A 24840-nucleotide genomic window follows, 5' to 3' on the forward strand; every position below is an offset into this window, starting at 1 on the left:
GGCGTCACCCCCGCTGCCGGTGGATGGGGAGCCCGGCCCGTACGACGAACCCGCCCGCGTCGCCGGGTCCGGCGCTGAGGTGGCCGCCGAGCAGGGTCACCCGCCGACGCATACCCGGCAGCCCATTGCCGCTGCCGACGGTGCCCGCGCCGTCGCCGGTGGGGCCCTTGCCGTCGTCGCCGACCTCGATGGCGATCTCGGTGTCACTGTAGGAGACGACCACATCGGCGCTCGCGCCGGGGCCCGCGTGCTTCATGACATTGGTCAGCGCCTCCTGCACGATGCGGTACGCCGACAGGTCGACCGGCGACGGCAGCGCGGCAGGTGATCCCTCGATCCGCAGGTTCACCGGCGTGCCGGAGTCCCGTACCCGGGTGAGCAGGCTCGGCAGGCGGGCCAGCCCGGACTGCGCATGCCAGGCGTCCTCCACCTCGCCGAGCGCGCCGAGCACCCGGCGCATGTCGGCCAGGGAGTCGCGTCCTGTGCTGACGATCGTCTGCAGGGCGGCGCGGGTGTCGGCGGGACGGTTGTCCAGCGCGGCCTCGGCGCCCTGTGCCTGGACCACGATCAACGACAGGCCGTGAGCGACCACGTCGTGGACCTCGCGGCTGATCCGTCCGCGCTCGGCGGCCACCGCGAGCGTGGCCTGGTGGTCCTGTTCCCGTTCGAGGTCCTGGGCGCGCGCGTGGAGCTGTTCGAGGTAGGCGCGGCGGTTGCGGCTGCCGTTCCCGACCGCCCAGGCGGCGATCAGCCCGGACCCCAGCACGGGCAGGCCGCGCCATGGATCGGACCCGCTGTCGTGGCAGGACGTGTCGACCCTGCCGGCCCGGGTCGGCCCTGACGGGACGTCACTGCGGCTGCACACCCGCAAGGTCGGTATCCGCAGCGACTGATCGACGGGGGAGCCGCCGATCAGCCAGGCCGCGCCCAGCAGCAGCCCGGCCAGGGCCAGCAGCGAGGTGAGCCGCGAGCACCGGGCCGCGACCGTGCAGAGAAGCACCAGCACGGCCAGGTCCATCACGGTGGGAAGCACGCCCACGGCCACCCGCACGATGGTGGACACCGCACACACGATGAGCATCGGCACCGGCCGACGCCGGCGCAGGGTGACGGCGACCACGGTGAACGCCGTGGCGACCCACCAGGCCCACACCGCACCCGACCCGCCCCACCCGGCGCCGACGGAACGGTCGGCCTGAACCCGCACCAGGTCGAACGCGTCGTTCACCAGCAGGCACGCCACCAACAACCCGCAGGCCAGCGCCGCGTCCTGGACCATCGGCCGACGAATCCCGGCGCGAAGGGCGACAACCACCGGAGCCATCATGGTGGGGGAGTCTACGGACGGCTGCTGTGCGCGGTATCTGCCGTACGGAGGAGGCCCACGCGCTGCCGTACATCCCTGGACAGACACGGCTGTTGGACGTCAGCCAGACGCGCGGGCCGGTCGGTGCGCGGCAGGGTCGTGCCATGAACCGAACGATGGAGAACGATCACGTCCGCGACGGCCTCGGCCGGCGGGCCTTTCTGCGGCGGGCCGGCCTGGCCGCGGGTGCGAGCGCGGTCCTGCCGCTGCTGGGCGCTGCGGGATACCCGGCGGCCCCGACCGGTGACCCCGACCAGCTGTTCCAGTCGGGGCAGTTCGCCGCCGCCGAGCGGGGCTACGCCCGGCTGCTGCGCGACGATCCCGACAATGCGCACGCCGCAGGGCAGTTGGGGTACATCGCCCTGCTGTCCAACCGCTTCGACCGCGCCGAGCACTACCTGGGCGCGGCGCACCGGCTGGCCCCCGAGGACGCGAATGTCCAGCGGCGGCTCGCGGACTGCTTCGTGCGCCAGGACGCGTTCGCCCGGGCCGTGCCGCTGCTGCCGGCCGCCCAGGCAGCGCAGCTCGCCAGCGTGACCGGTGCGCCGTACCAGGTGCACGGGGCGCAGGCCACCCGGGTGCCCTTCCTCGACATCGACCCGCTGCCGCAGGTGGCGGCAGCCGTGAACGGGGCGGCACCGGGGAGATTCGTCCTCGACACCGGCGCCATGGGCCTGACCCTGACCACGGATGCGGCGGAGCAGGCAGGGCTTCGCGCCGTCTCCACAACGACGGCCACCATCAACGGCAGGACCGTCACGACCTTCCTCGGCATCGCGCCGACGCTGCGGATCGGGGCGATCGAACTGCGCAACGTGCCGGCTACTTGGACGGACGGGGCGATTCTGACCTTTCCGAACGGTGTGGTGCCGGCCGGGACGATCGGAACCGCGCTCTTCTACCACTTCCTGACCACGATCGACTACCGGGGCCGGGCACTTGTCCTGCGGCGCAGGACGACCGCGCAGCAACGGGCGTTCCAGGCCGGCGCGGCTCGCGCCGCGCTTCGTCCGCAGCCGCTGTGGCTGGCCGGCGACCACCTCCCCTGCACACTGGGGAAGCTCAACGACTACGGTCCGCGGGTGGCCGTCATGGACACCGGCACTGTCGCCATTGGCCTCAACACGAGTGTGGCCAATGCCGAACGGGCAGGCATCACCATCGACTGGTCCGACCCGATCCCGGTCAACGGCGGTACGGCCACGGTCTATCCGATCACCCCGGACCGGATCAGCATCGGGGACGCGGTGGGCCGGCACGTTCCCGGCTCGGTCGGACCGACACCGTGGGAGGCCATGACCGGGTTCGACATCCTCGGCAATTTCACCCACGAGTTCTTCAAGCCGTTCGCCGTCACCTTCGACTTCGTCGGCATGCACCTCTACGTCGGCTGACGGCTCTGTTGCGCGTAGTGGCGGGCTGCCTTGGCGCGGTTGCCGCAGCGGGACATGTCGCACCAGCGGCGGCGGCCGTTCTGCGAGGTGTCGAAGAAGGTGAGGATGCAGCGCTCGTGCGTGCATTCGCGGATCCGCTGCGGCCCGCGCGCGAGCAGCTGCAGGTAGTCGTCGGCGGCCAGCCAGGCGGGTAGCCAGGTCGGGTCGGTGACTTCGGGTTCCTGGTGCGGCAGGCCGTCGGCGTCCAGGGTGCGCAGCACCCGGCCGTGGGCCAGGACGGCGTTCAGCGTGGTGACGTCGTGCGGGTCAGCGCGCAGCGCGAGCAGGGCGTCGCGGGCCTCCAGCAGCGCGGTCAGCGTCGCCGGCTCGTCGGGTGCGCGGCCGGTGAGGCCGTTGGACGCCAGCCAGACGGCGAGGCCGTCGGGCTGCTGGAAGAGCCGGCCGTCGTGCCAGCGGGTGTTCAGCAGGTCCAGCGACAGCGGTTCGCCGCGCAGCGGTCGGGGATCGACGAGGACGTCCATACGACCACTCTAACTGTTCAGCAGCCTTGGAACGGTTGCATGCCCTGACGTCTAACCCTTATGGTCATGGTGAACGGTTAGAGCAGTTCCTTTCGAATAGGAGCCCCGCCATGCCCGCCTCCCTGCGCACCGGACACGTCGGCATCAACGTCACCGACCTGGACCGCTCGGTCGCCTTCTACCGCGACGTCCTCGGCCTGCACGTACTCGGCGGCTCGGCCCCCGGCACCGCGCCCGAACGCCGCGTCGCCCAGCTGGGGAAGGACGGGTCGCTGGTGCTCACCATCTGGCAGCAGGCCGCCGGAGCCCACCAGCGCGACCAGGCCGGGCTGCACCACCTCGCCTTCGAGGTCGACACCGTGGAGGAGGTGCGCGAGGCTGAGTGGGCGCTGAAGGAGCGCGGCGCGACCTTCCAGTACGACGGCGTCGTCCCGCACGGCGAGGGCCGCGACTCCGGCGGGGTCTTCTTCAGCGACCCGGACGGGACGCGCCTGGAGGTCTTCACCGTCAGCGGCGTCGCGGGGGAGGGCAAGGCCCCGTTCGCCGACGCCCCCACCTGCGGCTTCTTCTAGGCCATGGTCACCGTGCCCACGGCGGGCTACCACGCCGGCGAGCGCGCAGCGCAGGCGCGCACCGGGGAGACCGAGCGGGCCGAGCACCTCGGCCGCAGCATCCGCGACACCGTGCCGGCGGTCGCCGCAAGCTTCCTGGCGCAGCGTCAACTACTGGTCGTCGGCGCCGCGGACGCGGACGGCCGGATGTGGGCGACGGTGCTCGCCGGCGAGCCGGGCTTCGTCTCCGTCCCCGACGAGCGGACGCTGAGCGTCGCAGCCCTGCCACATCCGGACGACCCGCTGCGCGATGCCCTGCGCGGCCCGGCCACCCAGGTGGGCACGATCGCACTCGAATCGGCCACCCGACGGCGGATGCGCGTCAACGGAACCGCGCAGGCACGGGATGGCGGCTTCCTGCTGCACGCCGAGCAGGTCTTCTCCAACTGCCCCAAGTACATCCAGAAGCGCGTCCCGGTTCCGGCAACCCCGACCGCCGCGCCAGGGCCGGGGCGGCGGGGACGGGAGCTGACAACGGCTCAACGGCTCGTCATCGGCACCGCGGACACCTTCTTCCTCGCCACCGCGGACCGCGAGGGGCAGGCAGACGCCTCGCACCGGGGCGGCAACCCGGGCTTCGTCGAGTCCCTCTCCCCGACCACGCTGCGCTGGCACGAGTACCCGGGCAACGGCGCCTACATGACGCTGGGCAACCTCGAACTGAACCCGCGCGCCGGGCTGGCCTTCCCCGACTGGGAGACGGGCGACCTGCTGCTGCTCACCGGTACGGCCCGGACCGACTGGCAACAGCGGTCGGTCACCTTCCACCTGACGGCGGTGGTCGACCTGCCCGGTGCCATGCCCCTGCGCTGGAGCGAACCGCAGTACTCACCCGCCAACCCGCCACTGAGCGTCAACAGTTGCCGCTGAGCGGCTCCACCGTTACGGAGGACCCGGTCTTGAGGCCCAGCGCCTGCAGGTAGTCCCCCTGGTTCACCCGGTACCAGACGTTGTCCGGGCCGCTCGCACCGCCGACATCGTCCAGCTCCGTGCACCAGTTCTCCGGCCGGACGACCTTGCGGTAGGTCTCGGTGCCCTGCTGCACCTGGGTGCAGACGGTGTGCTCCTCGTTGGTGTACGTGGTGCGCTTCTTGCTCCCGGAGCCGGTGGTGTGCCGCACCCGTTCGGTCTCGGTGCGGCAGCGGCGGACCATGTGCGGCCGGGTGGCGGTGCGGGCCAGCAGTGTGACGTGGCGGGTGGCCACCAGGCGACCGGTGACCGTAGTAGGGCTGGGCGCGACTTCCGCGGACGCGCCGTCAGCACTGGCGCCGCCGGTGGCGTCGCAGCCGCAGAGCAGCACCATTGCCGCCACCGCCGCCGCCACCGAACGAATTGCCACCCCGCGCGCGAAACCCTGCACGTCCCCTACCTCTACACCTGTGACCAGTGGTTCTTTAGATGCGGAAGCATATCGTCCGACTGGGCGGCCCGAGAGCCGGTCCCTTCGTCGAGCAGTGGGCCGGAGCCGCGCTAGTGTTCGGCTCCGGGCCCTGGCTGCGGCTGTTCAGGGGCGCTGTACGCAACCTCGACCCCAAGGAACGCCGAGCCGATGACGCAGACCCCGCTCGCCAGCACCGTGAGCGCTCCCGAGCAGGACGGCCCGGAGACGGACACCGCCCTCAGGTGGGCCCGCTTCCTGACCCGAGCCGTGGACCCGACGAACATCGTGCTCGGGGTGATGCTGGGCTTCGGCGCGGTCCGCTACGGGCTGTCAGGTGCCGTGTGGGGGCTGGTCGGTGCGTTGTTCTCCGCGGTCCTTCCGCAACTGGGCATCACGGCCGGGGTACGACGCGGCCGGGTGGGTGACCGGTACGTCGGCGACCGGGCCAGGCGGGTGGTGATCCTGCCGTTGATCATGGTGTCGGTGGGTGTTGGGCTCGCCCTGATGTACTTCGGCGGTGCACCGCGCCCGCTGACCGCGATGATCCTGGGTCAGTTCGCGACGATGGTCCCGGTCACTGCCATCACCACCCGGTGGAAGATCTCGATCCACACCAGCGCAGGAGGCGGCGCGGTCGCCATGCTGGCGGTGGCCTTCGGCGCGTGGGCCCTGCTCGGCTACGCCGTCGTGGCCGCAGTGGGGTGGTCGCGGGTGGTGCTGCGGGACCACACCCGCGCCCAGTGCCTGGCCGGAGCCGTGCTCGGGTCCCTGGTCGCCGGCTCGGTCTTCTGGGCGGCGCGCTGAGCGCAGGGGCACTGAGCGGATCGGGGCGACGCCGCCACCCCTGGCCGGTATTGAGCCGGAATTGCGCACGGAACGCCCTAGCCTGGGCAGACGCAGTGCGCAGCACCCTCTCTCTCAATGACCGGTGACAACCCAGTGCGGAGCGGGACGAGACCTTGAGAATCTATTCGCAGATCCCTGCACGCAGGACCCGTCAGGTCGTGGCCGACCTGCTGGCCCTGGCCGTGATCGCGGTGTCGGTGTGGTTCGCCCTGCTGATCCATGACGTGATCATGCGGCTGGCCGCTCCGGGGCGGGCGGCGCAGAGCGCCGGTGACCAGCTCGCCGGCGGACTGAACGACGCGGGCAACGCCGCGGCCAGGGTGCCGCTGGTGGGGGACACCCTGAAGCGGCCGCTGCTGTCGGCGGCCGGGGCCGGCAACGGCCTGGCCTCGGCGGGCGAGTCGGTGCAGCACACGGTCAGTCACCTGGCGTTCCTGGTGGCGTTCGTGCTGATCGCGGTGCCGGTACTGCTGGTACTGCTGGTCTGGCTGCCGCCCCGGATCCACTGGATCCGCGGAACGGTCAACGCTCGCCGACTGCTGGACGCCCCCGGCGGCGCCGACCTCTTCGCGCTCCGGGCGCTCACCGGCCCGCTGCGCAACCTGGCCACGGTCGAGATCCCGCCCGGCGGCCTGGCCGACGCCTGGCGCCGGGGCGACGCGTCCGTGATCGACGACCTCAGCCGCATCGGCCTGAAGCAGGTCGGGCTGCGCCCGTGACGCCCCCCGCCGCGCCCCGGGATCCGCCTCAACGGGTCCCGGGCGGAGTCCCTCCGTCGCGCGGGACGGCCATGAGGTAGGCGAGGACGGCGAGTACGCGGCGGTTGTCGTCGTCGGAGGGGGCCAGGTCCAGCTTGGTGAAGATGCTGGTGCTGTGCTTGGACACGGCCTTCTCGCTGATGAAGAGCCGGTGCGCGACCGCGCTGTTGGAGCGCCCTTCGGCCATCAGCTCCAGGACCTGGCGCTCCCGGTCGGTGAGCCGGGACAGCGGTTCGCTGCGCCCGCTGCGGCCGAACAGCTTGGTGACCACCTCGGGATCCATGACGGTGCCGCCGCCGGCGACCGTACGGATCACGTCGACGAACTGGCCGTCGCTGAACACCCGGTCCTTGAGCAGGTAGCCGACCCCTCCGGCCTGGTCGGCGAGCAGTTCCCGGGCGTAGATCTGCTCGACGTACTGCGACAGCAGCAGGATCGGCAGACCGGGGATCTGCTGCCGCGCGGACAGTGCCGCGCGGAGCCCGTCGTCGGTGTGGGTGGGCGGCAGCCGGATGTCCACGATCGCCAGGTCCGGCCGGAACTCCAGGAGTGCGGCCAGCAGGCCCGGCGCGCTGTCGGTGGCCGCCGCGATCTCGAACCCACGGGCCTTGAGGAGCCTGACCAGCCCTTCGCGGAGCAGGAAGAGGTCCTCCGCGACGACTATCCGCACGGCACCTCCATGACCACGATCGTCGGGCCCCCGGGCGGGCTGCTGATCGCCAGGATGCCATCGAAGGCCGCCAGCCGTCGCTCCACCCCGGCCAGTCCGCTGCCCGCGGCTGGATCGGCGCCGCCCACGCCGTCGTCGACCACCTCGATCCGCAACTGCCCGCCGGTCCGGGCCATCGAGATCCGCAGGCTGCTCGCCGAGGCGTGCCGGACGGCATTGGTGACCACCTCGGCGACGGCGAAGTAGCAGGCCGACTCGATCGGGGCGCCGAGCTCTCCGAGCGGCTCGATCTCGGTCACGCAGGGCAGTGGCAGGTCCAGCGCCAGCGCCCGGACCGCCTCGCCCAGGCCCCGGTCGGCCAGCACCGGCGGGTAGATCCCGCGGACCAGGCTGCGCAGTTCCTCCAGCGCCGCCGCCGACGAGACCCGGGCCTCCGCGACCAGTGCGACGGCCTCCTGCGGGCTGCTGAGGAGGATCTCCTCGGCGGTCAGCAGGTTCATCCCGATGGCCACCAGCCGCCCCTGGGCGCCGTCGTGCAGGTCGCGCTCGATCCGGCGCAGCTCCGCGGCCGCGGAGCTGACCGCCTCGGCCCGGGTCTCGGTCAGCACCCGCACCCGCCGGGCGAGCGCCGGATCGGGCTCGCGCCCGAGCAGCCGCCTGGCGTCCGGCAGCACGGTCAGCGGCAGCAGCCGCAGTCCCAGGGCCAGCAGCAGCGTCCCCTGGATCCCGCCGAGCACCACCAGATGGTTGGCCGCGTCGGCGGAGAAGCCCGACACCGGCCAACTGCCGGCGCCGAAGGTCCGCACCACCAGGGAACGACCGAAGATGCCCTGGACGATGCCGTTCACGCCGATCCCGAGCAGACCCAGGACCGCCAGGTCCGCCGCTGCCCGCGGCCTGCGCACCAGCAGGACCACGGTGGCCGCCAGGAGCGCCAGCCCGACGAAGTAGGCGGTCACCGCGCCACCGATCCCGGCGTCCGGCGGTGCGGCCGACCAGGGATCGAGGCTGGACAGGCCACCGAGCATCACCACGACGGCGGGCAGCAGCAGCGCCCAGCGCGCGGATCGTGCCGCCTCGTTCCCGGCCGGGCGCCCCGCCCTGCCCGCCGCCGGTCGGACCAGCCCGATTCCGGCGACTGCGGCCAGCACCAGGACGCCGAGGACCGCCGGCAGCAGATCCAGCCGCAGGGTGTGCCCGTGCGCGACCGCGTTCACCCCCACCAGCAGTTCACCGCTCGCGACCGCGACCACCGGCAGCAGACCCGGCCTGGGCGCCGGCCCCTGCCGGAGCAGCATGGTCGCCAGCAGGCCCGCCAGCAGCAGCGCCACCGGGAGCACCCCGACCGAGGCCAGGTCCGGTACGTTCACGAAGACCGAGTTGCCGTGCGCTCCGGGGTTGTGCAGGTCCACCACCAGCACGGACACGCTGCCGTAGGCGGCCATGCCCACCAGCGCGGCGAGGACCGGCCAGCCGATCCGCGTGACCGGACCCGCCGCTCGCACCGGGCGCTCCGGCGCCCGCTCCACCCTGAAGGCCGCCAGCGCGCAGAGCGCGGTCAACGCCATGATCACGCCCTGCGGCCAGGCCCCTGTGGGCATCGGAAACGGCCACATAGTCGGCCCCCGTCCTGTCTCGTCCGGCTTCTCCCGGGCCGCACGCTGCGACCTGGGATCATGCTGCTGCCCGGACCGGGCGGACGCCATGGACCGGAACCCACTCACCAGGTAGGCCTACACCTACCTCCGCCGGAACCACCCCCTAGGCTGGTGCCCATGACGGCAACGGGCTGGACCGGAATCGGCCGGGACGAACAGGGGGTCGTCACCCGGTTGTCAGCCCGGGGGCAGGGCCTTGCGGAGGTCCCGGCCCTGGGGCCGGAGGGACTCGGCCTGCTGCGCACTATCGACCTGTCGTTCACCACGATCGCCGACCTCCCCGGCGAGCTGAAGTCGCTGCCCTCGCTCACCGAACTGCGCCTGGACGGCAACGGGTTGGCGGCGGTCCCGGAGGTAGTGCTCCAGCTCCCGCAGCTCGAACTGCTCAGCCTCTACCGGAACCGGCTGACCTCCGTGCCGGCGGCCATCGGGGGACTGCACACGCTGCGCACCCTGAACCTGGCGGACAATGAGCTCCAGGAGATCCCCGAGACGATCGGAGGTCTCAGCGAGCTGCACACGCTCGATCTGGGGCACAACCGCATCGATTCGCTGCCCGACTCCATCGGCCGGCTCACCGGACTGAGCCGCTACCTCTACCTGAGCAACAATCAACTCACCTCAGTACCAGCAACATTGTGCGGACTGACCCGGCTGCGCTACCTCAACGTCACCGACAACCGGCTGACCGGCCTCCCGGCCCGCTTCGGCGACCTCGCCGCCCTGCAGGAGCTGCGGCTCTACCGCAACCGGCTGGCCTCGCTCCCCGAGTCGATCGGGGCCCTGTCCGACCTGCGCGAGGCCCATCTGATGGACAATGAGCTCACCACCCTGCCCGACTCCATCGGCGACCTCGCCGACCTGCGTGAACTCCGGCTGATGGACAACCGGTTGAGCGCGCTCCCGACGTCCCTCGGGAAGCTGCACCGGCTGACCCGGTTGGACCTGCGGAACAACAGCTTGAGCGCACTTCCGGAGTCGGTCGCCGAGCTGACCGCGCTGACCCATCTGGATCTGCGCAACAACCGGCTCGATGACCTGCCCGCCGGGCTGGCCCACCTGCCGGCCCTGGAGAAGCTGGACCTGCGCTGGAACCTCATCGACCCCTGGCCGGACTGGTTGCAGGGGCTGGAGCAGCGCGGATGCGCCGTCCTGCGGTGAGCTGAGGGTGGATCAGTTCCCCGGCAGCAGCGCGACATCGGACACCGGTCCGAGGTGGCTGAGCTTGTCGGGGTTGGACACCGAGTGGACCGCCCGGATCGCACCGTCGACGATCTCGAGTTCCAGCACGCTGGCCACCCGCCCCTGGGAGTCGGACAGCACCGCGCCGGGACGGCCGTTGACCAAGGCCGGCTGCAGCGAGACGCCGACCCTCCCGGTACGGCGGAACCCGCCGATGAGCAGTTGGGCGACGCGCCGCAGTCCGGTCAGCGACGTGCCGATGGCCCGGGCCTTGCCGCCGCCGTCGCCGTGGAAGACGACCTCGGGCGCGAGCATGGCGAGCAGCGCGTCCAAGTCGCCGCCCGCGGTGGCCGCGAAGAACCTGCGGGCGAGTTCCTCGCCCTCCGCGCGCCGGGCCGGTGGCGGCGGGCTGTCGACCTCATGCCCTTCGGCGGCCAGGTGCTTCCTGGCCCGGGCGAAGATCTGCCGACAGTTGGTCTCGGACTTGCCGACGGCGGCCGCCAGGTCCGGATAGCCGTACCCGAAGGCCTCGCGCAGCAGGAACACCGCCCGCTCCACCGGGGAGAGGGCCTCCAACAGCACCAGGAACGCCATCGACAGCGAGTCGGCCAGCTCGGCGTACTCGGCCGGCCCCGGCCGGTCGGCGGATACGACGACCGGCTCGGGCAGCCACTCGCCGACGTAGGACTCCCGGCGAACCCGGGCCGAGCCCAGGTAGTTGATCCCCAGGCGGGTCACCGAGGTGGTGAGATACGCCTTCAGTTCGAGGATCTCGGTGCCCGCCTGCTGCGCCCGGGTCACGCTGAGGAAGGCGTCCTGGACGATGTCCTCGGCGTCGCCCACGGAACCGGTCATCCCGTAGGCGATGGAGAACAGCAGCGGCCGGTAGTCGGCCATGTCCGTCGCAACTGCTGTGCCTGGCACGGGATCTCCTCGCTCTGTCTGCGCAGCAGGTTATCCGAGGCGCGGGCCCGGCCGCGCCGGCGGGAGACGCAGGTCACATCCGCTGCTGTCACAGCTCGACGGGGTGCCCTGTCTCAGAGGGACGACAGCAGACAACGGACATCGGACCACGGACCCCGCAAGGAGACACGTCGTGAACATCGCTCTGTGGATCGTCGCCGGAGTGCTCGCCGCCGCCTACTTCCTCGGCGGCGGCTACAAGGTCGTCACGCCGAAGGAGAAGATCGCGGCGGCCGGGCACAGCGCGCAGTGGGTCGAGGACTTCAGCAGCGGTGGCGTGAAGGCCATCGGGACCCTCGAAGTACTGGCCGCGCTGGGCCTGATCCTGCCCGCCGTGCTCGACATCGCGCCGGTACTGGTGCCGCTGGCGGCGCTCGGCCTGGTGCTGATCATGGCCGGTGCCACGGCCACCCGGATCAGGCGGCACGAGGCCGCCCTGGTGCTGGTGGACCTGACCTATCTCGTCCTGGCCGGCTTCGTCGTGTGGGGCCGTTTCGGCCCCGCTGCCTTCGGCGGCTGAGGAGCGGAAAGAACAGGACTAGACAGCTATAGACATGTCTAGATAGGTATGCCTATCGTGAGGGCATGAGCGAGGTACTCAGCAAGCACCAGCGGATCGCGGATCTCCTGACCCAGGAGATCCGCGCCGGTCGGCTGCGACAGGGCAGCCAGCTGCCCGGCGAGCACGCGCTGACCAAGCGTTTCGCCGTCAGCCGCACCACCGTGCGGCAGGCCCTGCGGAAACTGAGCGACGAGGGGCTGATCGCCACCCGGGCTGGGATCGGCTCGGTGGTCACCTTCGACGGCACACCGCTGGACGACCGCGAGGGCTGGACCGCGGCATTCGCCTACGCGGGAACACCGCTGGCGGCCACGGTGCTACGCCTGGAGGGCCTCCTGGACGCCGAGCTGGCGCAGCGGCTGGGGCTGGCCGAGGAGACCGGGTTCCTGGCACTGGACCGGGTGCGGTCCCTGGCGGACTCCGACGGAAACGGGGACGTCCCGGTCTCGCTGGAGCTCAGCCGCTCGCTCCTGGTCCCGGAGCTGGCCGAGATTCCCCGCACCGGACTGCTGGACGGTTCGCTGACCCGGACCCTGGCCGCGGCCGGTCTGATCCAGCGTCGGGGACGGCAGGTCGCCTCGGTGGCCCCGCTGCCGCCGAGCGAGGCCACGGCGCTCGCCCGACCTGCCGGTGAGGCCTTCCTCAAGGTCGAGCGGACCAGTTGGGACCAGGACGACGGCTTCGTCGAACACGTCACCAGCTGGCTGTCGCCCGAACACTTCCGGCTGGAGCTGACCTTCGGCGGGCCCGCAGGCTGAACCCGCAGCACGGACCCCACCCCGCAGTACCGACCGACATGACCAGAGTCAAGGACAGGCGCATGCACAACCAGAACGCTCTCCACCCGACGGCCACCATCACCGACACCGCAGTGGGGGACCGCGCTCTGGGAGCCCTCTACGGGCTCGCCCTGGGCGACGCGCTGGGGATGCCGACGCAGGTGATGTCCCGGGCCGCCATCACCTCCCGCTTCGGCCAGGTCACCGGGTTCGAGCCGGGCCCGCCGGACAACCCGGTCGCCGCCGGACTGCCCGCCGCGAGCGTGACCGACGACACCGAACAGGCCGTGCTGGTCGGCCGGCTGCTGGTCCGCGGTGACGGGCACATCGACCCGCACACCCTGGCCCGGGAACTGCTCGACTGGGAAGCCACCATGAAGGCGCGCGGCTCCCTGGACCTGCTCGGTCCCTCGACCAAGGCCGCCCTGGACGCGGTGGCCCGCGGAGCCTCGGTCGAAGAGGCAGGACGGACCGGCACCACCAACGGCGCGGCCATGCGGGTCGCCCCGGTCGGCATCGCCTTCCCGTTCGGGTCCGAAGGCCGCGACGGCGACCTCGACGGTGATCTCGACCTCGACGGGTTCCTGGACCGGGTGGTGGAGTCCTGCCAGGTCACCCATGCCACCGGCATCGGGATCGCCGCCGCCGCGGCCGTCGCAGCCGCCGTCAGCGCCGGCGTGTCCGGCGCCGGCCTGGACCGGTGCATGGACGCCGCCGAACAGGCGGCCGCCGCAGGTTCGCTGCGCGGCGCCTGGGTCGCCGGCGCCGACATCGCCACCCGCATCGGCTGGGCCCGGCGGCTGGTGACCGGTGTGCCCCGGGACCAGGCGATCGAGCTGATCGTCAACCTCGTCGGCACCAGCGTCGCCAGCCAGGAATCCATCCCGGCCGCCTTCGCCGTCCTGACCCTGGCCGGCGCCGACCCCTGGCAGTGCGGACTGATCGCCGCCAACCTCGGCGGCGACTGCGACACCATCGGCGCCATCGCCTGCGCCATCGCCGGCTCCGTCTCGGGCCACGCGGCACTGCCCGCCGAAGCCGTCACCGCCCTCGACGCCGTGAACGGCATCGACCTGCGCGGCCTCTCGGCCGATCTGCTCACCCTCCGGTCCGCCACGCACGGCTGACCCTCCGTCACCCGCAGCGGGCCCCGATGACCGGCCCCCACAGGCCGGCCACGCGCCGTCCCGCGCCACCTGACCCCGCGTCAACTGCGGGGCACCCCATCACACTGAGCAAGGAGGTACCACCGTGAGCGACTCAACGGCGAGCGAACGGGTGGGAACGGTAGAGACCCGAGGCATTGAACCTGTCCCCGACGCCGAACGGCACGGGCAGTCGCGCCAGATGTTCTGGACCTGGTTCGCGGCCAACATCAGCATCCTGGGACTGCCGCTGGGCGCCAGTCTGGTCGCGTTCCACGCGCTGAACATCTGGCAGGCCGTACTGGTTGCGGTCATCGGCTCGTTCGGGTCGTTCGCCATGGTCGGCGCGCTCAGCATCGCGGGAAAACGCGGCGGAGCCCCGGCGATGACACTGTCCCGTGCCGTCTTCGGCGTGCGCGGCAACCTGGCACCCACGCTGATCACCTGGATCAGCCGGGCGGGCTGGGAGACCATCAACACCACCACCGCGGCCTACGCCATGCTGGCGCTGGTCTCCATCGCCTTCGGCTGGCACCAGAACGACGCGCTCACCATCCTCTGCCTGCTGCTATTCATCGGCCTGACCCTGGTGATCAGCGGGCTGGGCCACGCCACCATCATGTGGATCAACCGCTGGGCGACCTATGTGTTCGGCCTGCTCAACCTGGTCGTGATGGGCTTCCTGGTGGCCACGGTGGACTGGCACGCCGTACTGCACGCCCACCCCGCACCGCTGAGCGCGGTGATCGCCGGCGCCGGCGTGATCGCGGCCGGGACCGGCATCGGCTGGGCCAACGCCGGCGCGGACTACGCCCGCTACCTGCCCCGCAGGACGCCCGCCGCCCGCCTGGTCGCCGCCTCCGCGTTCGGGGCGGGGATCCCGCTGGTCCTGCTGATCTCCCTGGGCGCGCTGCTCACCGCCGGCGACACCTCGCTGGCCACCGCCTCCGACCCGGTCGCCGCCATCAACGCCATGCTGCCCAGCTGGATGGCGATCCCCTACCTGATCGCCGCCGTCGGTGGGCTGCTGCTGTCGAACCACCTGTCGGTCTACTCCGCCGGGCTGACCCTGGTCACCCTGGGCATCCGCGCCAAGCGCACCGTGGCGGTGGGCCTGGACGTCATCGTCACCCTGGTCGGCGGCGTCTACTTCATGCTGATCGCCAAGAACTTCTACGGCCCCTTCACCACGTTCCTGACCATCCTGGCGGTCCCGATCACCGCCTGGGTCGCGGTCTTCGGCACCGACCTGCTGCTGGGCCGCAGCTACGACGCCAAGGCCCTGATGGACACCGGCCGCGGCAGCCGCTACTGGTACCGCGCGGGCGTCAACCCCGCCGCCGTGGCGGCCTGGGCGGTCGGGATCGTCGTCGGACTGCTGCTGACCGAGGTCAAGACCAGCGACACCGACATCTGGTTCTCAGGCCCCTGGTCCGGCAGTTGGCTCGGCGCCAGCGGGCTCGGCTGGGTGGTCACCTTCGTCGTCACCGCAGCGCTCTACGTGCTGCTGCGTCCGCTGGACCGCACCGTGGTGCGGGAGCACCAGGACCAGGCCGCACTGCGGAACCCGGCAGCCGCCGGCACCGGCGATGCCGGGAGCGACGGCGGCCAGGACGGCATACACCCGCTCGACCCCCGTATCCAGGCCGTCGACCACCACTCCAGCACCACCACGACGGGATCCCGATGAGCACCGACGACCGCACCCGGGCCGACGCCGAGCCCAACACCGGCGGCCCCCGACTCTTCCTGGCCGGCAGCGTCCTGGTCGACCTGGTGGTCCGGATCCCGACCCTCCCCGAACGCGGCGGCGACATGCTCGCCGAGTCCGCCGAGTTCACCACCGGCGGCGGCTTCAACCTGCTGTCCGCCGCCGGCAGGCTGGGACTGCCCGGCACCTACGCCGGTCCGCACGGCACCGGCACCTTCGGCGACCGGACCCGGGCCTCGTTGGCCGCCGAGGGCATCGACCTGCTGCTGCCCGCACGCACCGGCCAGGACACCGGCTTCAGCATCGCCCTGGTCGACAGCGGCGAGCGGACCTTCGTGACCAGCTCGGGCGCGGAGGCGGACTTCACCGACGCGGACACCGAAGCCCTCGCCGCCCAGCTCCGCCCGGGCGACGTCGTCCAGGTCTCCGGATACGGCCTGGTGCGCCCGGCCACCGGGGAGACGCTGGCCGCGCTGGTCGGACGGCTCCCGGACGGGGTGCTGCTGAGCTTCGACCCCGGACCGCTGGTGGCCGACATCCCGCCCGCCCGGCTGGACCGGATCCTGGCCCGGTGCGACTGGTTGAGCTGCAACGCCCGCGAGGCCGGGCTGCTGACCGCAGGCGCATCGGGCCGCGAGGCGGCCCAGGCGCTGCGCGCCAGGCTGCGCCCCGGGGCCGGAGTCGTGGTGCGGGCGGACTCGGACGGCTGCTGGGTGGCACCGCCCGCCGCCGGCGACCGGGCCGATGTCCAGGCGCCGGTGCACCTGCCGGGCTTCGAGGTCACCGCGGTGGACGCCAACGGCGCCGGCGACGCCCACGTAGGAGCCTTCCTGGCCTTCCTCACCCAGGGCGCGGACCCCCTCGAAGCCGCACGCAAGGCCAACGCCGCCGCAGCCTACGCAGTCACCCGCCGCGGCCCGGCCACCGCCCCCGACCGCCCCGAACTGAACCGTTTCCTGGCAACGGCGACCACCCGCCGGGACGCGGACTGACGTCGACCCGGCCCCCGGACGCAGCCCGTCCGGGGGCCGGGTCGACGGATCAGGGCGACCACTGGTTGACTGCTCGTCCGGCGCGGCCCAGGATTGAGCTGGAAAGCGCTTTCCCAAGCTTTCCCACAGCTGCAGTCAGGAGGAACCAGGTGCCACCCAGCAGGTCAGGTGCGGTCGGGGTCGAGTCGGTCGTGGCGATGGACGTCGGGGGGACGGAGGTGAAGACGGCGGTCCTCGCGCTGGACGGGAGCGTGCTGGAGGCCGGTTCGTGGCCCACCCGTCGTGAGGACGGGGCGATCGCCACGGCGGAGCGGGTGCTCGGGCTGGGGGTGGAGCTCGTGTCCCGGGCGGTCGAACTGACCGGTCGTCGGCCGCTGGCGGCCGGTGTCGTGGTGCCGGGTGTGGTGGACGAGGGTGCCGGGGTGGCGGTGCACGCGGCCAATCTCGGCTGGCGGGAGCTGCCGCTGCGGGCGCGTCTGGAGGAGCGGCTCGGGCTGCCGGTCGCCTTCGGGCACGATGTGCGGGCCGGTGCGCTGGCCGAGCAGCGGCTCGGGGCGGGGCGCGGGCAGGACCCCTTCCTCTTCGTTCCGCTGGGGACCGGTATCGCCGCCGGCGTCGTGCTGGGCGGACGGCTGGTCCCGGGGTGGGCCGGCGGTGCGGGGGAGATCGGCCATCTGACGGTGCGTCCGGACGGTGAGCTCTGTGGCTGCGGCGGTCTGGGGTGCCTGGAGACGGTGGCGTCCGCGTCGGGCGTGGCTGCCGGCTATGTGCGCGCGGGCGGGGCCCCGGGCAGTACCGCGGCGCAGGTCGCGGCGGCGGTGCGGGCCGGCGACCCGGTGGCCGGGAAGGTGTGGGCGCAGGCCGTCATCGCGCTGGCGGACGCGTTGGCCACCTGCGTGACGGTGCTGGCGCCGCAGGCCGTCGCCGTCGGCGGCGGGTTGGCCCAGGCCGGGGAACTGCTGCTGGCCCCGCTGCGGGAGGCGCTGTCGGAGCGGTTGAAGCCGTTCCAGCCGTCGCCCTCGATCGTGGCGGCGGAGCTGGGCTCCCGGGCGGGCTGTCTGGGGGCCGGGTTGATGGCCGGTGATCTCGTGGCCGGTGATCTCGTCGGTGGTCCGGTGAGCGGTCCTTGAGCGGTTCTTGAGCGGTGCGGTGGGCGGTGCGGCGACGTGTCCGGGGGAGATTCATGGTCGATTCATCCGCTTGCAGCGGTTGACCTGCTGCGCAGCCGCCGCAGATGATCGTGGGCAGCGACAGGTGCAGCCAACGGCCGCCGTGTACTGCCGGTTTCGGGCCTGCTCACCGCCGCGTCGATGCAACCCGCCCAGCCACCCCCTGCACCAGGAGGCCGACTCATGGCCAGCCGTGATCCCGCCCGTCCCAACGTCCTGCTGATCCTGTCCGACGACCAGGGGCACTGGGCCATGGGCTGCGCGGGCAACCCCGAGATCCGCACCCCGCACCTGGACGCCCTGGCCGAGCGGGGCGTCCGCTTCAGCCGCTTCTTCTGCACCTCACCGGTGTGCTCGCCGGCCCGGGCGTCGCTGTTCACCGGTGAGCTGCCCTCGCAGCACGGCGTGCACGACTGGCTGTCGTACCACCACGCCGGTCGCACCGGGATCGACTTCCTGGCCGAGCGGACGCTGTTCACCGATCTGCTGGCCGACGCGGGGTACCGGCTCGGCCTGTCCGGGAAGTGGCACCTGGGGGCCAACGACCGTCCCCGGAAGGGCTTTGTGCACTGGTACGCGCACGAGAGCGGCGGTAGTCCGTACTACGGGGCCCCGATGTACCGGGACGCCGTGCGCACCGAGGAGCCCCGCTACCTGACCGACGCGCTGGGCGAGGACGCGGCGCAGTTCCTGAGCGCCGAGGCGGACCGCCCCGAGCCGTTCCACCTCTCGCTGCACTTCACCGCCCCGCACAAGCCCTGGCGCGGCCAGCACCCGGAGGAGTACACCGACCTCTACGCCGACTGCGCCTTCACCAGCTGCCCGCAGGGGCCCGCGCACCCCTGGCAGCCGGTCACCGAGGACGGTTCCCCGGTGGGCGGCGAGAGCGACACCCGGGAGGCGCTGGTCGGCTACTTCGCCGCGACCACCGCGATGGACGCGGCCATCGGCCGGGTGCTGGAGCGGCTCGACGAGCTTGGGCTCACCGAGTCCACGCTGGTGGTGTTCACCAGCGACAACGGCTTCAACGCCGGCCACCACGGGATCTGGGGCAAGGGCAACGGCACCTTTCCGCAGAACATGTACGACAGCTCGGTGATCGTGCCCTGCCTGATCTCCCAGCCCGGCCGCATCCCCGGCGGCCGCCACTGCGACGCGCTGCTGTCGCAGTACGACGTGCTGCCGACCCTGGTCGAGCACCTGGGGCTGGACCACACCCACGACCCGGCCCTGCCCGGCCGCTCCTTCGCCGACATCCTCGCGGGCACCGACGCGACTGTCGGAGCGGACCGCGAACGGGTGGTCGTCTACGACGAGTACGGGCCGGTGCGGATGATCCGCACCCGGGACTGGAAGTACGTGCACCGCTACCCGCACGGTCCGCACGAGCTCTACCACCTGGCCGCGGACCCCGGTGAGGAGCACAACCTGGCGGCGGACCCGGCCCACGCCGCCACCCGGATCGACCTCGCCGCCCGACTGGACGCCTGGTTCGCGCGGTACGTGGACCCGGCCCTGGACGGCTCGCGGCTGCCGGTCACCGGCTCCGGGCAGCGCACCCCGGTCACCCCGGGCGCGCTGCCCACGGCCTTCGAGCCCGGTCCCGAAGCCAAGGCCTGAGCCGGCGTCAGGACCGGTCCGGGACCGGTCCGCTCAGCCGGTGGTGACCACCAGTTGGGGCTGGTAGGCGCTGCTCTCCCGGGAGTTGAGTACCACCGCGAGGCCCGCACCGGACTGCCACAGGGCCAGCCCGATCCGGCCCGGGGCGGCCAGCTGGGAGGTCACGTCGAAGGACAGCCAGGCCTTGGTGCCGGTCACGGCCGCGCTCGCCAGCAGGTCGCCGAGCGCGGGCCGGTTGTTCCAGGTGAGCCCGGTCTCGGTCCAGCCGGTGTCGCCGACGGCGTAGGCGTCCAGGGTGGTCTGGGTGCCCCCGGAGTCCGAGACGAAGCCGTACACCTGCAGTACCGCCGAGGTGACCGTGGCACCGGCCAGGGCGCTGGTGTCGAACGCCAGGTAGGCGGCCCGGCTGTAGCCGCCGCCGGTGGTGCCGGTGTTCTTGGCCACCAGCGTGGTCGCGGTGCCGTAGTTGGTGGAGGCGTAGGAGCCGTCGCGGACGAAGGCGTCGGCGACCGCGGCGAGCTGGGTTCCGGTGACGGTGAAGGAGGCGTGCTGGGTGGTCCCGGCGGTGCCGGTCAGGTTCACGGTCACGCTGAGCGCCGACGAACCGGCCGTGGCGGTGACCGTGGAGTCGGCGATGAGGACGGTTCCGCCGCGGGCCACGGTCACCGTGACGGTGGTCGCGAGCTGGGTCGGGTCCGAGACGCCGATGTCGACCCGGTCGCCGTTCTGCTGCACCACCACCGCGCAGGGCGCGCTCGCGGTGATCACGCCGGCGGTGCCGGCCGCGAAGAAGTTGGCGGCGGTCAGCCCGAGGCGGTCGCAGCGGACGGCCTGCACGCTGCCGGTGTTGGCGAGCACGGTGACCGTGGGCTGGCCGGCCCGGGCGGCGGTCTGCGCGGCGGTGAAGCCGGGCAGCAGCGCGTAGGCGTAGGCGGCGCCCGAGGGAGCGGTGCCGTGGTCCAGGCCCAGGGTGAGGTAGGGCCGGGTGACCGGGTCGGTGGGACCGCCGGTGTTGATGTCGCTCCAGGCCCCGGTGCGGTCGGTCAGTGCCGCCTGCACGGTGGCGCCGCCGGGGAAGAGGTACCCGCCGGTCCGGTCCGAGTGGGCCCAGCCGGCCACCGGCAGCGAGGCGGACCAGCCGGCCGAGACGCTCTGCGCGGTGCCGTCGACGGTGAGCGTGTAGGCGCCGTCGGTGTGCAGGTTGCGGTTCTCGACGGTGGTGGTGACGTCCGCTCCGCTGCCGCCGGTGATCCCGGCGCCCAGCGCGAACACGCAGTCGTCCAGCAGGAACCAGGACTTCTTGGCCACCAGGGTGGAGCCGTAGCTGCGGAAGCTCATGCTCGCGGATCCGAAGCCGCCGGGCACGGCGGCCCCGCCGGCCCAGGTGGGGGTGGGGCGGTAGCCGGTACCGACGCCGTCGGCCAGGGCGAAGGTGTCGGTGGTGGTGCCGGGCATCCGGTAGGGGTCGACGGTGGGCCAGAAGCCGTCGGTGAACTGGGCCAGGTCGTCGGCCAGGTAGAGGTAGCCCATGCCGTCGCCGGTGTGCCAGCCGTGCAGGTTCTCCCCGTTCAAGGACTCGAAGCGGGCGATCCTGGCCGAGGACATGGCGATGGCGTAGGCCCAGCCGGGGCGGCGGTGCACGGCGCGGTCCATCCCCGGGAAGAGCACCAGGCCGTCCGGCTCGGTGCCGGCGCCGGTGCCGGTGTCGGCCAGTACCGGTGCGGCGTTGGCGATGGCCGGGATGGCGGCCACGGCGTCGAAGGAGGCGTAGCCGTTGTCGGCGGCGATCCAGCCCTTGGCCCGGCTGCGGTAGTCCGCGGCCTGGACCGCGGAGGCGGACAGGGCCAGCTGCAGCACGGCCTGGGTGATCAGGACGCCGTCGTCCAGGTCGCTCTCGCCGATCCGGGAGACCGCCCGCCCGCGCACGGCGTCCAGGCACAGGCCGTTCCACACCCAGGGCGCGAAGGCGGAGTCGACCGAGCCGTAGATGTGGGCCGCGGCCGGGTCGGTGACCGCCCAGTCGGTGCCGTCGACCAGCTGGAACAGCGCGGCCAGGTCGAGCAGCAGCACCATGCCGTAGGTGCCGGTGTAGGGGATGTAGCTGTGCTGGACGAAGGAGCCGTCGGCGTACAGCCCGTCGCTGCTGGTCACGTAGGGGAAGACCGCGGACAGCGCGGAGACCGCGGTGGTCAGCCGCTCGCTGTCGCGGCCCAGGATCCCGCGCAGGGCGACGACCTGGCACAGGTCCACCCGGTTGGCCCCGGTGGAGGTGGTCCGCGCGGTGCCCTGCTTGTTCATCGTGGGGTCGGCCACGAAGGTGTCCACGGCGGCCGTGTAGGTCGCGATCTGCGTATCCGTCAGGAGCGGTTGGACCAGCAGGGCCGCGTTCAGCAGGGCCTTGGGGGAGCCGACCTCCCAGTCCCACCAGTTGCCGCTCTCACTGGCGCCGGAGTTGTAGGCCTGCGCGGCCAGGAAGTCCAGGCCGGCGACCACGTCGGCGCCCAGCGCGGCGTTGCCGTACAGGTCCTGCCCGCTGCCGTCGGTGGCGGTGGTGCCGGGGGTGGCGTAGGCGGTGGCCATGGCCGCAAGCTGCTTGTAACTGGTGGTCAGATTGGCGGAGTCGGTCAGGGTGAGGCCCGGCCAGAGCGAGTCCGCGCCGGAGTCGGCGGCGAGGGTGGTCCAGTAGCCGGTGGCCTCGGTGCTGAGCGTGGTCAGGGCGGGGGCGTAGGCCGGGTCGGTGGGGTCGATGGAACCGCCGGTCAGGATGGCGGTCCAGGTGGCGCGCAGGGCGTCGTAGGCGTCGGTGGCGTAGGCGCGCAGTGGGGGCGCGGCGAACGCGACGGCGGCTGCGGTCGCCGCCGTGGCGGCGAGTTGGAGGAAGCGGCGGCGGGGGAGTGCGTCCATCGTTGCTCCAGGCGGACGGGTCCGGCGGACCGGAATCGGGGGGTTGGCGCACCGTAGGAATCGGCCAGGGCATGAGTCAAGACTCTTTCCGCTATGAATCGTCAGCTCCCGATCCAGGGCAATTCAGGCATGTATCCCAATACTCCCCGGAGTTGGCCTGCGAACGGATATTCATGCGTGATTCATTGCCTTGACGGCCGTTGACCGGCGGATGAATTCGGGGAAATCATGGGCCCACCCCGCAGGTCCAGACTCCCGAGGAGTGACCGTGTCCGCTGCCGCCCCGTCCAGATCCGCCTCCCGCCCCCACGCCTCTTCGCCGCTGCGCCGCGCGGTTGTGGCCACCGCCATCGGCACGGCCCTGGCGCTCTCCGCCTCCGCCTGCGCCTCCTCGACCGGGAGCAGCGGTTCGGGATCGGCCGCCGCGGACTCCTTCACCTACTGGTCGATGTGGACCAAGGACGAGCCGCAGGCCAAGGTGCTCCAGGCAGCCCTCGCGCAGTTCACCAAGGACACCGGGGTCAAGGTCACCGTGCAGTGGAAGGGCCGTCAGGTCGCCACGCAGCTGGCGCCGACCCTGAACACCAACAACGTTCCCGCCGACCTGATCGACTCGGCGGACCGCTTCGCCTACGCCCAGCTCCAGGCGACGGGACAGGCCCTGGACCTCACCCCGGTGCTGCAGCAGTCCGTTCCCGGCGAGAGCGGCAGCACCGTCGGCAGCGTCATCCCCAAGAGCTATCTCAACCTGGCCACCACCGACGGCGCGCTGTGGCAGATCCCCTACGAGGTGCTCACCGACCAGATCTGGTACAACGGCACGACGCTTCCCCAGGTCGCCGCCAACCCCCCGGCCACCTGGGACGAGTTCACCAAGCTGCTGGCGCAGCGGAAGACCGCCCGCGGCGGGGCGGGCCCGCTGGCGCTGGACGGGGACATCGCCGACTACAGCGCGTACTGGACCTACTACGCGGTCCTGCGCGAGCTGGGCCCGGGCGCCTTCGGCGCCGCCGCCACCGACAAGACCGGGGAGAAGTTCGAGGCCCCCGGGTTCCTGGCCGCCCTGGACAAGGTCGAGGCGCTGATCAAGGCCGGCGACTTCACGGCCGGCTACAACGGCTCCAAGTGGCCCGCCGTGCAGCAGAAGTGGGCGGCCGGCAAGTCCGACTTCCTGCTGCTGGGCACCTTCGCCCCCAGCGAGACCGGCCCCTTCGCCCAGTCCGGGTTCAGCTACCGCTCCTTCGCCTTCCCGGCGTTCAGCGCCGGCGGGGACACCACCGAGGACGTCTCGCTGATCGGCTTCTCGATACCCAAGAAGGCCAAGCACGCCGCGGCGGCCGAGAAGTTCATCGCCTACTTCCTGGCCAAGGACCACCTCTCTGGCATCGCCACCACCGCCAAGAACCTCACCCCCCGCACCGACATCGCCGCGCCGGCCGAACTGGCCGACGCCAAGAAGGCGCTGGACTCCGGAAAGGTCGTGGAGACCCTGGACGGGGTCAAGGAGACCGCCGCCGAGTGGTACACCAAGGTGTTCCTGCGGCTGAACACCTCCTTCGTCGACGGCAAGCTGAGCGTCGCGGACTTCGCCGCCAAACTGAAGTCCGGCTCGGTCGACTACTGGAAGATGGCCCAGTGACCGCGGTGCTCGACGGGCGGTCCCGCACCCGGCGGGCCGCCCGCCCGGCCCCGGCCCGGCAGGCCAGCCCGCTGGCCGCCCGCAGGCGCCGGCTGTTCTGGCCGCTGCTGGTGCCCGCGCTGCTGGTGTACGGGGTGTTCTTCGCCGGCCCCTCGCTCTTCACCGTCTGGCTGAGCCTCAACAAGTGGGCCGGCGCCGGGCCGATGAGCTTCGTGGGCCTGCGCAACTACCAGCGGCTCTGGTCCGACCCGACGTTCCACTCGGCCTTCGGGAACACCCTGTGGATCATCTTCGGCGTCGGCGGGCTGACCTTCCTGGTCTCCTTCGGGCTGACGATGGTGCTGCGCGACATGGCCGGACGCAAGGCGGCCCGGGCGATCCTGTTCTTCCCCAACATCATCTCCAGCGTGGTGCTGGCCATCCTGTGGGGCTTCCTGTTCCAGCAGGGCGGCCTGGTCGACTCCATCCTCGGGGCGACCGGCTGGCACCACCCGCCGAACTGGCTGGGCCAGGGCGACCTGTTCCGGGTCATCATGATCGGCCTGGTGTGGACCTCCACCGGCTTCTACACCACCATCCTGATGGCCGCCGTCGACCAGATCCCCCCGGACCTGTACGAGGACTGCGAACTGGCGGGCGCCAACGCCTTCCAGAAGTTCCGCTATGTGACGCTGCCGCTGATGTGGGACGTGGTCGGGGTCTGCGCGGTGCTGTGGACCATCAGCGCGGTGAAGGTCTTCGAGTTCATCTACGCCTTCGCCGGAGCGGCCGGGCAGATGCCCGACACCGGGGTGTGGAACACCGCCCTCTACACCTACGGAGAGGCCTTCGCCTCCGGCGGCGTGCCCCGCTACGGCTCCGCCGCCGCCAGCGCGGTGGTGATGGTCGCGCTGGTCGGGCTCCTGGTGGCGCTCATCCGCCGGGTGATGCGCCGCGACGCCGTGCAGTTCTGACGACACTGCGCAGTTC

22 protein-coding genes are annotated in these 24840 nt (G+C 72.1%); 15 read left to right on the plus strand and 7 right to left on the minus strand.

Annotated features, from left to right (window positions below; translation table 11 throughout):
• Positions 1 to 4: 4 nt before the first annotated feature.
• Positions 5 to 1327 carry a sensor histidine kinase gene (locus tag IF29_RS0130365; protein WP_198037592.1) on the minus strand — a complete coding sequence of 441 codons (1323 nt, stop codon included), beginning with the start codon at positions 1325 to 1327 and terminating at the stop codon, positions 5 to 7.
• 143 nt (positions 1328 to 1470) lie between these two features.
• Between IF29_RS0130365 and IF29_RS0130370 the strand changes: the two genes are divergently transcribed.
• Positions 1471 to 2760, plus strand: coding sequence for an aspartyl protease family protein (locus tag IF29_RS0130370; protein WP_198037593.1), 1290 nt, complete (start codon positions 1471 to 1473; stop codon positions 2758 to 2760).
• Here IF29_RS0130370 and IF29_RS0130375 read toward each other — a convergent pair.
• Positions 2748 to 3281, minus strand: a complete 534-nt coding sequence (locus tag IF29_RS0130375) for a CGNR zinc finger domain-containing protein (protein ID WP_030261566.1) — start codon at positions 3279 to 3281, stop codon at positions 2748 to 2750. The two genes, IF29_RS0130370 and IF29_RS0130375, sit on opposite strands and share 13 nt — an antisense overlap.
• Positions 3282 to 3391: 110 nt before the next feature.
• On the opposite strand from IF29_RS0130375, the gene IF29_RS0130380 reads away from it, so the two are divergent.
• Together IF29_RS0130380 and IF29_RS0130385 are read left to right on the plus strand one after the other, a co-directional pair.
• Positions 3392 to 3853 carry a VOC family protein gene (locus IF29_RS0130380; protein WP_030261568.1) on the plus strand — a complete coding sequence of 154 codons (462 nt, stop codon included), beginning with the start codon at positions 3392 to 3394 and terminating at the stop codon, positions 3851 to 3853.
• Between the two features lie 3 nt (positions 3854 to 3856).
• Complete coding sequence (locus tag IF29_RS0130385) at positions 3857 to 4762, plus strand: pyridoxamine 5'-phosphate oxidase family protein (RefSeq protein WP_030261570.1); 906 nt, start codon at positions 3857 to 3859, stop codon at positions 4760 to 4762.
• Here the strand turns inward: IF29_RS0130385 and IF29_RS0130390 are convergent.
• On the minus strand, positions 4746 to 5231 hold the full coding sequence (locus tag IF29_RS0130390) for a hypothetical protein (protein ID WP_157624004.1): 486 nt from the start codon (positions 5229 to 5231) through the stop codon (positions 4746 to 4748). The genes IF29_RS0130385 and IF29_RS0130390 overlap by 17 nt on opposite strands.
• A 210-nt stretch (positions 5232 to 5441) precedes the next feature.
• On the opposite strand from IF29_RS0130390, the gene IF29_RS0130395 reads away from it, so the two are divergent.
• Positions 5442 to 6077 (plus strand): phosphatase PAP2 family protein, encoded by a 636-nt coding sequence (locus tag IF29_RS0130395; RefSeq protein WP_157624005.1) that lies wholly within the window; start codon positions 5442 to 5444, stop codon positions 6075 to 6077.
• Between the two features lie 200 nt (positions 6078 to 6277).
• The gene (locus tag IF29_RS0130400; protein WP_232242664.1) at positions 6278 to 6838 is read left to right on the plus strand and encodes a hypothetical protein; all 561 of its coding nucleotides are present in this window, start codon (positions 6278 to 6280) and stop codon (positions 6836 to 6838) included.
• A gap of 28 nt (positions 6839 to 6866) precedes the next feature.
• Here IF29_RS0130400 and IF29_RS0130405 read toward each other — a convergent pair whose 3' ends face one another.
• Together IF29_RS0130405 and IF29_RS48010 are read right to left on the minus strand one after the other, a co-directional pair.
• The gene (locus IF29_RS0130405) at positions 6867 to 7547 is read right to left on the minus strand and encodes a LuxR C-terminal-related transcriptional regulator (protein ID WP_051726226.1); all 681 of its coding nucleotides are present in this window, start codon (positions 7545 to 7547) and stop codon (positions 6867 to 6869) included.
• The gene (locus IF29_RS48010) at positions 7538 to 9148 is read right to left on the minus strand and encodes a sensor histidine kinase (RefSeq protein ID WP_063757649.1); all 1611 of its coding nucleotides are present in this window, start codon (positions 9146 to 9148) and stop codon (positions 7538 to 7540) included. The genes IF29_RS0130405 and IF29_RS48010 overlap by 10 nt, the downstream gene beginning before the upstream one ends.
• Before the next feature lie 174 nt (positions 9149 to 9322).
• Here IF29_RS48010 and IF29_RS0130415 point away from each other — a divergent pair, with 174 nt between their 5' ends.
• Positions 9323 to 10366 carry a leucine-rich repeat domain-containing protein gene (locus tag IF29_RS0130415; RefSeq protein WP_030261580.1) on the plus strand — a complete coding sequence of 348 codons (1044 nt, stop codon included), beginning with the start codon at positions 9323 to 9325 and terminating at the stop codon, positions 10364 to 10366.
• Between the two features lie 12 nt (positions 10367 to 10378).
• Here the strand turns inward: IF29_RS0130415 and sigJ are convergent, their stop codons facing one another.
• Complete coding sequence (gene sigJ, locus IF29_RS0130420) at positions 10379 to 11284, minus strand: RNA polymerase sigma factor SigJ (protein ID WP_030261582.1); 906 nt, start codon at positions 11282 to 11284, stop codon at positions 10379 to 10381.
• Between the two features lie 199 nt (positions 11285 to 11483).
• Between sigJ and IF29_RS0130425 the strand changes: the two genes are divergently transcribed.
• From IF29_RS0130425 to IF29_RS48015, 7 genes are all read left to right on the plus strand, one after another.
• Positions 11484 to 11870 carry a DoxX family protein gene (locus IF29_RS0130425; RefSeq protein ID WP_030261583.1) on the plus strand — a complete coding sequence of 129 codons (387 nt, stop codon included), beginning with the start codon at positions 11484 to 11486 and terminating at the stop codon, positions 11868 to 11870.
• A gap of 65 nt (positions 11871 to 11935) precedes the next feature.
• The gene (locus IF29_RS0130430) at positions 11936 to 12670 is read left to right on the plus strand and encodes a GntR family transcriptional regulator (protein WP_030261584.1); all 735 of its coding nucleotides are present in this window, start codon (positions 11936 to 11938) and stop codon (positions 12668 to 12670) included.
• A 62-nt stretch (positions 12671 to 12732) separates the two neighbouring features.
• Positions 12733 to 13818: an ADP-ribosylglycohydrolase family protein gene (locus IF29_RS0130435; RefSeq protein WP_051726227.1), complete on the plus strand. Its 1086-nt coding sequence runs from the start codon at positions 12733 to 12735 to the stop codon at positions 13816 to 13818.
• Between the two features lie 124 nt (positions 13819 to 13942).
• Entirely contained in the window at positions 13943 to 15526 is a 1584-nt protein-coding gene (locus tag IF29_RS0130440; protein ID WP_157624006.1) for a purine-cytosine permease family protein, read from the plus strand.
• On the plus strand, positions 15523 to 16539 hold the full coding sequence (locus IF29_RS0130445; protein ID WP_051726228.1) for a PfkB family carbohydrate kinase: 1017 nt from the start codon (positions 15523 to 15525) through the stop codon (positions 16537 to 16539). The genes IF29_RS0130440 and IF29_RS0130445 overlap by 4 nt, the downstream gene beginning before the upstream one ends.
• Before the next feature lie 197 nt (positions 16540 to 16736).
• Complete coding sequence (locus IF29_RS0130450; protein ID WP_030261589.1) at positions 16737 to 17669, plus strand: ROK family protein; 933 nt, start codon at positions 16737 to 16739, stop codon at positions 17667 to 17669.
• A 222-nt stretch (positions 17670 to 17891) separates the two neighbouring features.
• On the plus strand, positions 17892 to 19328 hold the full coding sequence (locus tag IF29_RS48015) for a sulfatase family protein (protein ID WP_030261593.1): 1437 nt from the start codon (positions 17892 to 17894) through the stop codon (positions 19326 to 19328).
• A 33-nt stretch (positions 19329 to 19361) separates the two neighbouring features.
• On the opposite strand, the gene IF29_RS42490 is transcribed toward IF29_RS48015, so the two are convergent.
• Positions 19362 to 22232, minus strand: coding sequence for a polysaccharide lyase family 8 super-sandwich domain-containing protein (locus IF29_RS42490; protein WP_051726229.1), 2871 nt, complete (start codon positions 22230 to 22232; stop codon positions 19362 to 19364).
• 268 nt (positions 22233 to 22500) lie between these two features.
• Between IF29_RS42490 and IF29_RS0130465 the strand changes: the two genes are divergently transcribed.
• Both IF29_RS0130465 and IF29_RS0130470 read left to right on the plus strand, forming a co-directional pair.
• On the plus strand, positions 22501 to 23871 hold the full coding sequence (locus IF29_RS0130465) for an ABC transporter substrate-binding protein (protein ID WP_157624007.1): 1371 nt from the start codon (positions 22501 to 22503) through the stop codon (positions 23869 to 23871).
• Positions 23868 to 24824, plus strand: a complete 957-nt coding sequence (locus tag IF29_RS0130470; protein ID WP_051726231.1) for a carbohydrate ABC transporter permease — start codon at positions 23868 to 23870, stop codon at positions 24822 to 24824. The genes IF29_RS0130465 and IF29_RS0130470 overlap by 4 nt, the downstream gene beginning before the upstream one ends.
• The last annotated feature ends 16 nt before the right edge of the window (positions 24825 to 24840 follow it).

The organism is Streptacidiphilus jeojiense (genome assembly GCF_000719095.1).
In the GTDB taxonomy this organism is placed as follows: Bacteria; Actinomycetota; Actinomycetes; order Streptomycetales; family Streptomycetaceae; genus Streptacidiphilus; species Streptacidiphilus jeojiensis.

What these genes read in the sequence shown, in the direction of transcription:
- IF29_RS0130435 (WP_051726227.1), top strand. Translation starts at nt 12,733, where the DNA reads ATGCACAACCAGAACGCTCTCCACCCGACGGCCACCATCACCGACACC.
- IF29_RS0130445 (WP_051726228.1), top strand. Translation starts at nt 15,523, where the DNA reads ATGAGCACCGACGACCGCACCCGGGCCGACGCCGAGCCCAACACCGGC.
- IF29_RS0130430 (WP_030261584.1), top strand. Translation starts at nt 11,936, where the DNA reads ATGAGCGAGGTACTCAGCAAGCACCAGCGGATCGCGGATCTCCTGACC.
- IF29_RS0130395 (WP_157624005.1), top strand. Translation starts at nt 5,442, where the DNA reads ATGACGCAGACCCCGCTCGCCAGCACCGTGAGCGCTCCCGAGCAGGAC.
- IF29_RS0130375 (WP_030261566.1), bottom strand. Translation starts at nt 3,281, where the DNA reads ATGGACGTCCTCGTCGATCCCCGACCGCTGCGCGGCGAACCGCTGTCG.
- IF29_RS0130370 (WP_198037593.1), top strand. Translation starts at nt 1,471, where the DNA reads ATGAACCGAACGATGGAGAACGATCACGTCCGCGACGGCCTCGGCCGG.
- IF29_RS42490 (WP_051726229.1), bottom strand. Translation starts at nt 22,232, where the DNA reads ATGGACGCACTCCCCCGCCGCCGCTTCCTCCAACTCGCCGCCACGGCG.
- IF29_RS0130415 (WP_030261580.1), top strand. Translation starts at nt 9,323, where the DNA reads ATGACGGCAACGGGCTGGACCGGAATCGGCCGGGACGAACAGGGGGTC.
- sigJ (WP_030261582.1), bottom strand. Translation starts at nt 11,284, where the DNA reads ATGGCCGACTACCGGCCGCTGCTGTTCTCCATCGCCTACGGGATGACC.
- IF29_RS0130450 (WP_030261589.1), top strand. Translation starts at nt 16,737, where the DNA reads ATGGACGTCGGGGGGACGGAGGTGAAGACGGCGGTCCTCGCGCTGGAC.
- IF29_RS0130385 (WP_030261570.1), top strand. Translation starts at nt 3,857, where the DNA reads ATGGTCACCGTGCCCACGGCGGGCTACCACGCCGGCGAGCGCGCAGCG.
- IF29_RS48015 (WP_030261593.1), top strand. Translation starts at nt 17,892, where the DNA reads ATGGCCAGCCGTGATCCCGCCCGTCCCAACGTCCTGCTGATCCTGTCC.
- IF29_RS48010 (WP_063757649.1), bottom strand. Translation starts at nt 9,148, where the DNA reads ATGCCCACAGGGGCCTGGCCGCAGGGCGTGATCATGGCGTTGACCGCG.
- IF29_RS0130380 (WP_030261568.1), top strand. Translation starts at nt 3,392, where the DNA reads ATGCCCGCCTCCCTGCGCACCGGACACGTCGGCATCAACGTCACCGAC.
- IF29_RS0130365 (WP_198037592.1), bottom strand. Translation starts at nt 1,327, where the DNA reads ATGATGGCTCCGGTGGTTGTCGCCCTTCGCGCCGGGATTCGTCGGCCG.